The following is a 6,807-nucleotide window of genomic DNA, read 5'->3' on the forward strand; positions in this document are numbered from 1 at the left end:
GGGCGGACCCGCCCGGCGCGGGCCCCGGGGCACGGACCTCGAGGCTCGGGCCGTCCGGCACGGGGCGCCGGACGGCCCGGTCGCGGCCTCAGAGGTAGCGCACGAGCTCCGCGGCGACACCCGTGTAGGTGGCCGGCGTCAGCCCGGACAGCCGACGCTCCGCGTCCGGGGACAGGCCCAGGCCCGCCACGAACTCCTGGAGCCGCGCCGCGTCCACCCGGCGGCCGCGGGTCAGGTCCTTGAGCCGCTCGTAGGGGTTGTCCATCCCCTCGACGCCGGCGATCGCCTCCGCGCGCATCACCATCTGGATCGCCTCGGCGAGCACCTCCCAGTTCTCGTCGAGATCGGCGGCCAGCACCGCCTCCGCGACGTCGAGGCGGGCCAGCCCCTTGCTCACGTTGGAGACCGCGAGCAGCGAGTGGCCGAAGGCCACGCCGATGTTGCGCTGCGAGGAGGAGTCGGTGAGGTCGCGCTGCCAGCGGGACGTCACGAGCGTGGCGCCGAGGGCGTCAAGGACGGCGTTGGAGAGCTCGAGGTTCGCCTCGGCGTTCTCGAACCGGATCGGGTTGACCTTGTGGGGCATGGTGGAGGAGCCCGTGGCGCCCTCGACCGGGATCTGCTGGAAGTAGCCGATCGAGATGTAGGACCACACGTCGGTGCAGAAGTTGTGCAGGATGCGGTTGAACCGGGCGAGGTCGGCGTAGAGCTCGGCCTGCCAGTCGTGGGACTCGATCTGGGTGGTCAGCGGGTTCCAGCTCAGGCCCAGGCCCTCCACGAACGCGCGCGAGACGCCCGTCCAGTCGGCGTCCGGCACGGACGCGTAGTGCGCCGCGTAGGTGCCCGTGGCGCCGTTGATCTTCCCCAGGTACTCCGTGCGCTCGATCCGGGACAGCTGGCGGCCCAGGCGGTGGGCGACCACCGCCATCTCCTTGCCCAGGGTGGTGGGCGTGGCGGGCTGGCCGTGGGTGCGGGAGAGCATCGGGGTCCCGGCCGCGGACTCGGCCAGCGCCGCGACGTCCGCCACGAGGGCGCGGGCCGCGGGCAGCCACACGTCGGTCGTGGCGTCCTTCACGCCCAGGGCCCAGGCCAGGTTGTTGATGTCCTCCGAGGTGCAGCCGAAGTGCACGAGGGGCACGAGGTGCTCCAGCCCCAGGGCGGGCAGCCGGCGGCCGATGTAGTACTCCACGGCCTTGACGTCGTGGACCGTCACCGCCTCGATCTCCGCGAGCTCCGCGACGGAGGCGGTGTCGAAGTCCGTGACGATCCGGCGCAGCCCGGCGGTCTGCTCCTCGGTCAGGGGCGCCAGGCCCGGCAGCACCGCGTGCTCGGCGAGGTGCACGAACCACTCGACCTCCACGTGCACGCGGTTGCGGTTGAGCGCGGCCTCGGAGAGGTGGTCGACCAGCGGCGCGACCACGGGCTGGTAGCGGCCGTCGAGGGGCCCGAGTGCGACGGGCGGGACGGCGGCGGCGAGCGCCGCGCGCCCTGAGGACAGGATGCGATCGGTGTTGGGCATGGGCCCATTCTCCCACGGTCCCCGCACGCCCCCGGGCGGACGAATTGTCGTCCGCCGCCAACTTTCGCGGAACCCGGTTGTAGCTTTGACCCCGAAAAGCGGCGGGTCGTCCGGAGGGGCGTCATGCACCGGGGGAACCCCGGGGGTGCGGGGATAGCATGACCTCCATGAGTACCAGCGACGCTACCCGCACCCTGGCCGGCACCGCCCCGGCCTCGGGCCCGGCCACCGCCACCACCCCGGCGGTCCGGCCCCGCCCGGCCCTGTCCCGACTTCCCCGCTACGCGGCCGGCAAGCCCCCGGTCGTGGTCGAGGGGCTCGTCTCCTACAAGCTGTCCTCCAACGAGAACCCGTTCGGGCCGGTGCCGGCCGTCCGGGAGGTCCTGACCGACTGGGACGCGGTGCACCGCTATCCCGAGACCACCTCCGCGGAGCTGCGGGAGGTGCTCGGCGAGTTCCTCGGCGTGCCCGCGGAGGACATCGTCACCGGCGCCGGCAGCCTCGGCGCGCTCAACCAGCTGCTCGGCGCGTTCGTGGGCGCCGGCGAGGACGGCACCCCGGACGAGGTCGTGCACGCCTGGCGCTCCTTCGAGGCCTACCCCATAAGCATCGGGCTCTCCGGCGGCCTGGGCGTCCCGGTGCCGAACCGCCGGGACGGCTCCCACGACCTCGAGGCCATGGCCGCCGCGGTCACCGGGCGCACCAAGGTCGTGCTGCTGTGCACGCCGAACAACCCGACGGGCCCCAGTCTCACCACCGCGCAGGTGGAGGAGTTCCTCGCCGCCGTGCCGCGCGACGTCGTCGTGGTGATCGACGAGGCCTACCAGGAGTTCCAGCGCCGCGACGACCTCGTGAACGGCGTCGAGCTGTACCGCCGGCACCCCAACGTCGTCGTGCTGCGGACGTTCTCCAAGGCCCACGGTCTGGCGGGTCTGCGGATCGGCTACTCCGTGGCGGGCCAGGGGATCACCCAGTACCTGCGCCAGGCGTCCCCCGCGTTCTCCGTGACCGACCTCGCCCAGCGCGCGGCGATCGCGTCCGTGCGCCACTACGACCAGGTGGCCGAGCGCGTCCAGCGGGTCGTCGACGAGCGGGAGCGGGTCCTCGCCGGCCTCGACGAGCTCGGCTGGCCGTACCCGGAGACCCAGGCCAACTTCGTGTGGCTGAACCTGGGGGAGCACAGCGGGGCCTTCGCCGAGCTGTGCGACGCCCACGCCCTGTCGGTGCGCGGTTTCGGCGCCGAGGGCGTGCGCGTGACCATCGGGGAGCCGGAGGCCAACACCCGGTTCCTGGAGCTGTGCGCGCAGTTCCCCCACCCGCCCGTGCTCTGACCCGCGGCCGCGCTGGCCCGGCACCCTCCCGAGCAACCCGAAAGGACGTCCTGCCCATGGATGCCGCTCCATCGTCCCCGGCCGCCCCCGTGCCGGACCGCGCCGTGCCGACACCGGAGGTGCGCACGCGCCTGGTGCGGCTCCTCGACCGGGACGGCCGGCTGAGCGAGGACCCGGTCCTGTCCCCGTACGTGCGCGACGTCGACGCCGGGCAGCTGCGCGAGCTGTACCGCTCGATGGCACTGGCCCGCCGCTTCGACGAGGAGGCGACGAACCTCCAGCGTCAGGGGCAGCTGGTGCTGTGGGCGCCGATGCGCGGACAGGAGGCCGCCCAGGTGGGCTCCGCCCGGGCGCTGCGCCCGGCCGACCACGTGTTCCCGACCTACCGCGAGCACGCCGTGGCCATCGAGCGCGGCGTCGAGCCCGCGGAGCTGCTCACCGTGTTCCGCGGGCACAGCGCCGGGGGCTGGCGGCCCAGCCGGCACCACATGAACGTCTACTCGATCGTGCTGGGCTGCCAGGTCCCGCACGCCGTGGGCTACGCCATGGGCATCGACCTGGACCGCCGGGCCGCGGAGGCCGAGGGCCGGGAGACCGAGCCGGCGGCGGCGGTCGTCTACTTCGGGGACGGCACCTCCACCCAGGGCGAGGTCCACGAGGGCATGGTCTTCGCCGCGTCCTACGACGCCCCGGTGGTCTTCTTCGTGCAGAACAACCAGTGGGCCATCTCGGTGCCGTTCAGCACCCAGTCCCGCGTGCCCCTGGCCGAGCGCGCCGCAGGATACGGCTTCGAGGGGATCCGCGTGGACGGCAACGACGTCCTCGCGGTCCTGGCGGCCTCCCGGTACGCGCTCGAGAAGGCCCGTGCCGGCCGGGGCCCCGTCCTCGTGGAGGCCGAGACCTACCGGCTCGGGGCGCACACGACCGCGGACGACCCCACCAAGTACCGGCGGCGGGAGGACGAGCACCACTGGAGCGGGCTCGACCCGCTGATCCGCCTCGAGGCGCACCTGCGCGAGGCCCACGGCACCGGCGACGACTTCTTCGCCGACGTCGCGGCCGACGCCCAGGCGTTCGCCGACCAGGCCCGCGCCCTCGTGCTGGCCATGGACCCGCCCGCGTTCGAGGACTTCTTCGACCGGCCCTACGCCGAGCCCCACCCCCTCGTGGAGGAGGAGCGCGCCTGGTACGCGGCGTACCAGGCCGGCTTCGTGGACAGCGACACCGACAGCGACACCGACAGCGACACCGGGACCCGCACCGACGACGCCGGACCGGGCGGGGCGGGCGGTGCGGGCACCGCCGGTCCGGACCGGGGCACGCAGGCCGCGGGGCTGACCGTGGCCGCCGACCCCGTGGCCGGGGTCCCCGACGCGCACACCGCCGGCACCCAGGAGGACCTCGCATGAGCACCGCCCCCGACCTGACGATCGCGAAGGCGGTCAACGCGGGCCTGCGCCGCGCCATGGAGGAGAACCCCCGGGTGCTGCTCATGGGCGAGGACATCGGCTCCCTGGGCGGCGTGTACCGCGTCACCGAGGGGCTCAAGGCGGACTTCGGCGCCCACCGGGTGATGGACACCCCGCTGGGGGAGGCCGGGATCGTGGGCACCGCCATCGGCCTCGCCCTGCGCGGCTACCGCCCGGTGTGCGAGATCCAGTTCGACGGCTTCTCCTTCCCGGCGTTCAACCAGATCACCACGCAGCTGGCGAAGATGCGCAACCGCACCAACGGCGACGTCACCGTCCCCGTGACGATCCGCATCCCCTACGGCGGGGTCATCGGCTCGGTGGAGCACCACTCGGAGTCCCCGGAGGCGCTGTTCGCGCACACGGCGGGGCTGCGCATCGTCACTCCCTCCAACGCCCAGGACGCCTACTGGATGACCCAGCAGGCCATCGCGTGCGAGGACCCCGTCATCGTCTTCGAGCCCAAGCGGCGGTACTGGCTCAAGGGCGCGGTGGACGTCGGGCGCCCGAGCGCCGACCCGTTCGCCGCGCAGGTCGTCCGTCCGGGCGAGGACGCCACCGTGGTGGCCTGGGGACCTCTCGTGCCCGTCGCGCTCGCCGCGGCGCAGGCCGCGGAGGAGGACGGGCGCAGCGTCGAGGTGATCGACCTGCGCTCCCTGTCGCCGATCGACTTCGACACCCTCGAGGACTCCGTGCGCCGGACCGGCCGCCTCGTCGTCGCCCACGAGGCCCCGACGTTCGGCGGCCTCGGCGGGGAGATCGCCGCCCGGCTCACGGAGCGGGCCTTCTACTCCCTGGAGGCGCCGGTGCTGCGGGTGGGCGCCTTCCACCTGCCGTACCCGGTGGCCGCCGTCGAGGACCGGTACGTGCCGGACCTCGACCGGATCCTCGAGGCCCTGGACCGGTCCTTCGCCTACTGACCCCGCCGACCCGGTCGCCGGAGCCCGGCCCGGCGGCACCGCCGGCCCGGGGGCCGTGCGAGAGAGGAAGTACTGAGATGCCCCAGATCTTCAACCTGCCCGATGTCGGCGAGGGCCTGACCGAGGCGGAGATCCTCGCGTGGAGGGTGGCGCCGGGGGAGACCGTCACGGTCAACCAGGTGCTCGTCGAGATCGAGACCGCGAAGTCCGTGGTCGAGCTGCCGTCGCCCTACGCCGGGACCGTCCTGGACCTGCTGGCCGCCGAGGGCAGCACGGTCGAGGTCGGCACCCCCATCATCGCCGTGGGCACCCCCGGCGAGTCCGCGGACCCCGCCCCGGCCTCCGGCGTGCCCGGGGTGCTGGGCGAGGGCGGGGAGCCCGGCGCGGACCGCCCGCTCGTCGGCTCCGGGCCCAAGGCCGACCCCGTGCGCCGGCGCCGGCGCACGGCCCCGGCCCCGGCGCCGGAGGCGGAGCCCGAGCCGGCCCGTCCCGCGGGCTGGACCGAGAAGCTGTCCCGGGGCCCGCTGGCCGCCGGGATCGGCGGCGGGATCGGCACCGCGGCCCAGGGGATCGCCGGGCGCGCCGCCCGGCTGGCCGGGGACAGCGGCGTCTGGCGCCGGCCCGGCCGCGGCGACGGACCCGTGGCCGTCGAGAGCGTCCCGCGCCGCCCCGCGCTGGCCAAGCCCCCGGTCCGCAAGGCCGCACGGGACCTGGGCGTGGACCTCGCCGACGTCCCCGCGACGGGTGCCGCCGGGCAGATCACCAAGCAGGACCTGCTGGCCCACGTGGCGCGGCTCGGCGCGGCCGGGGACCGGCGACGCCCCGCGGCCCCCGAGGAGCGGATCGAGCGGATCCCGGTCAAGGGCGTGCGCAGGGCCACCGCGCAGAACATGGTGCGCAGCGCGTTCAGCGCCCCGCACGCCTCGGTCTTCGTGGAGGTCGACGCCACCCGGACCATGGAGTTCGTCCAGCGGCTCAAGGCCGCCCCGGACTACGAGGGCGTCAAGGTCACGCCCCTGCTGGTGCTGGCCCGGGCCGTGGTGTGGGCCGCGGCCCGCAACCCGATGGTCAACGCGACGTGGACGGACGAGGAGATCCTCGTGAAGCACTTCGTCAACCTGGGCATCGCGGCGGCCACGCCGCGCGGGCTCATGGTCCCGAACGTCAAGGACGCCCAGGACCTCTCGCTGCGGGAGCTGGCCGTGGCCCTGGACGAGCTGTCGCGGACCGCGCGGGCGGGGCGGACCCAGCCGGCGGACATGCAGGGCGGCACCCTGACCGTGACGAACATCGGTGCGCTGGGCCTCGACACCGGGACCCCGATCATCAACCCCGGCGAGGTCGCGATCATCGCGTTCGGGAGCATCAAGCAGAAGCCGTGGGTCGTGGACGGGGCCGTGGTGCCCCGCTGGGTGACCACGCTGGGCGGGTCCTTCGACCACCGGGTGGTCGACGGGGACCTCGCGGCCCGCTTCACGGCCGACGTCGCCCGGATCCTCGAGGAGCCGGCGCTGCTGCTGGAGTGAGCCGCGGACCGCACGGCAACGGCCCCGCACCGATCGGTGCGGGGC

The 6,807-nt window shown here is 74.4% G+C and carries 5 protein-coding genes; 4 read left to right on the plus strand and 1 reads right to left on the minus strand.

Going from position 1 to position 6,807, the window contains the following annotated elements; genetic code table 11:
• Nucleotides 1-88: 88 nt before the first annotated feature.
• Nucleotides 89-1,516, minus strand: coding sequence for an adenylosuccinate lyase (gene purB, locus ACFU0Y_RS16110; RefSeq protein ID WP_380215635.1), 1,428 nt, complete (start codon nucleotides 1,514-1,516; stop codon nucleotides 89-91).
• A gap of 167 nt (nucleotides 1,517-1,683) precedes the next feature.
• Here purB and ACFU0Y_RS16115 point away from each other — a divergent pair, with 167 nt between their 5' ends.
• The 4 genes from ACFU0Y_RS16115 to ACFU0Y_RS16130 all read left to right on the plus strand — a co-directional run bounded on the left by ACFU0Y_RS16115 (nucleotide 1,684) and on the right by ACFU0Y_RS16130 (nucleotide 6,762).
• The gene (locus ACFU0Y_RS16115) at nucleotides 1,684-2,847 is read left to right on the plus strand and encodes a histidinol-phosphate transaminase (protein ID WP_380215637.1); all 1,164 of its coding nucleotides are present in this window, start codon (nucleotides 1,684-1,686) and stop codon (nucleotides 2,845-2,847) included.
• A gap of 56 nt (nucleotides 2,848-2,903) precedes the next feature.
• Nucleotides 2,904-4,256 carry a thiamine pyrophosphate-dependent enzyme gene (locus tag ACFU0Y_RS16120; RefSeq protein WP_380215639.1) on the plus strand — a complete coding sequence of 451 codons (1,353 nt, stop codon included), beginning with the start codon at nucleotides 2,904-2,906 and terminating at the stop codon, nucleotides 4,254-4,256.
• On the plus strand, nucleotides 4,253-5,236 hold the full coding sequence (locus ACFU0Y_RS16125; RefSeq protein WP_380215641.1) for an alpha-ketoacid dehydrogenase subunit beta: 984 nt from the start codon (nucleotides 4,253-4,255) through the stop codon (nucleotides 5,234-5,236). Before ACFU0Y_RS16120 ends, ACFU0Y_RS16125 begins: the two co-directional genes overlap by 4 nt.
• Nucleotides 5,237-5,313: 77 nt before the next feature.
• Nucleotides 5,314-6,762, plus strand: coding sequence for a dihydrolipoamide acetyltransferase family protein (locus ACFU0Y_RS16130; RefSeq protein WP_380215643.1), 1,449 nt, complete (start codon nucleotides 5,314-5,316; stop codon nucleotides 6,760-6,762).
• Nucleotides 6,763-6,807 lie beyond the last annotated feature (45 nt).

The organism is Kocuria sp. NPDC057446 (genome assembly GCF_042802875.1).
Classification (GTDB): Bacteria; Actinomycetota; Actinomycetes; order Actinomycetales; family Micrococcaceae; genus Kocuria.

Bases quoted from the DNA above. Each gene is read 5' to 3' on its own strand.
- purB (WP_380215635.1), bottom strand. From the start codon at position 1,516: ATGCCCAACACCGATCGCATCCTGTCCTCAGGGCGCGCGGCGCTCGCC.
- ACFU0Y_RS16115 (WP_380215637.1), top strand. From the start codon at position 1,684: ATGAGTACCAGCGACGCTACCCGCACCCTGGCCGGCACCGCCCCGGCC.
- ACFU0Y_RS16120 (WP_380215639.1), top strand. From the start codon at position 2,904: ATGGATGCCGCTCCATCGTCCCCGGCCGCCCCCGTGCCGGACCGCGCC.
- ACFU0Y_RS16125 (WP_380215641.1), top strand. From the start codon at position 4,253: ATGAGCACCGCCCCCGACCTGACGATCGCGAAGGCGGTCAACGCGGGC.
- ACFU0Y_RS16130 (WP_380215643.1), top strand. From the start codon at position 5,314: ATGCCCCAGATCTTCAACCTGCCCGATGTCGGCGAGGGCCTGACCGAG.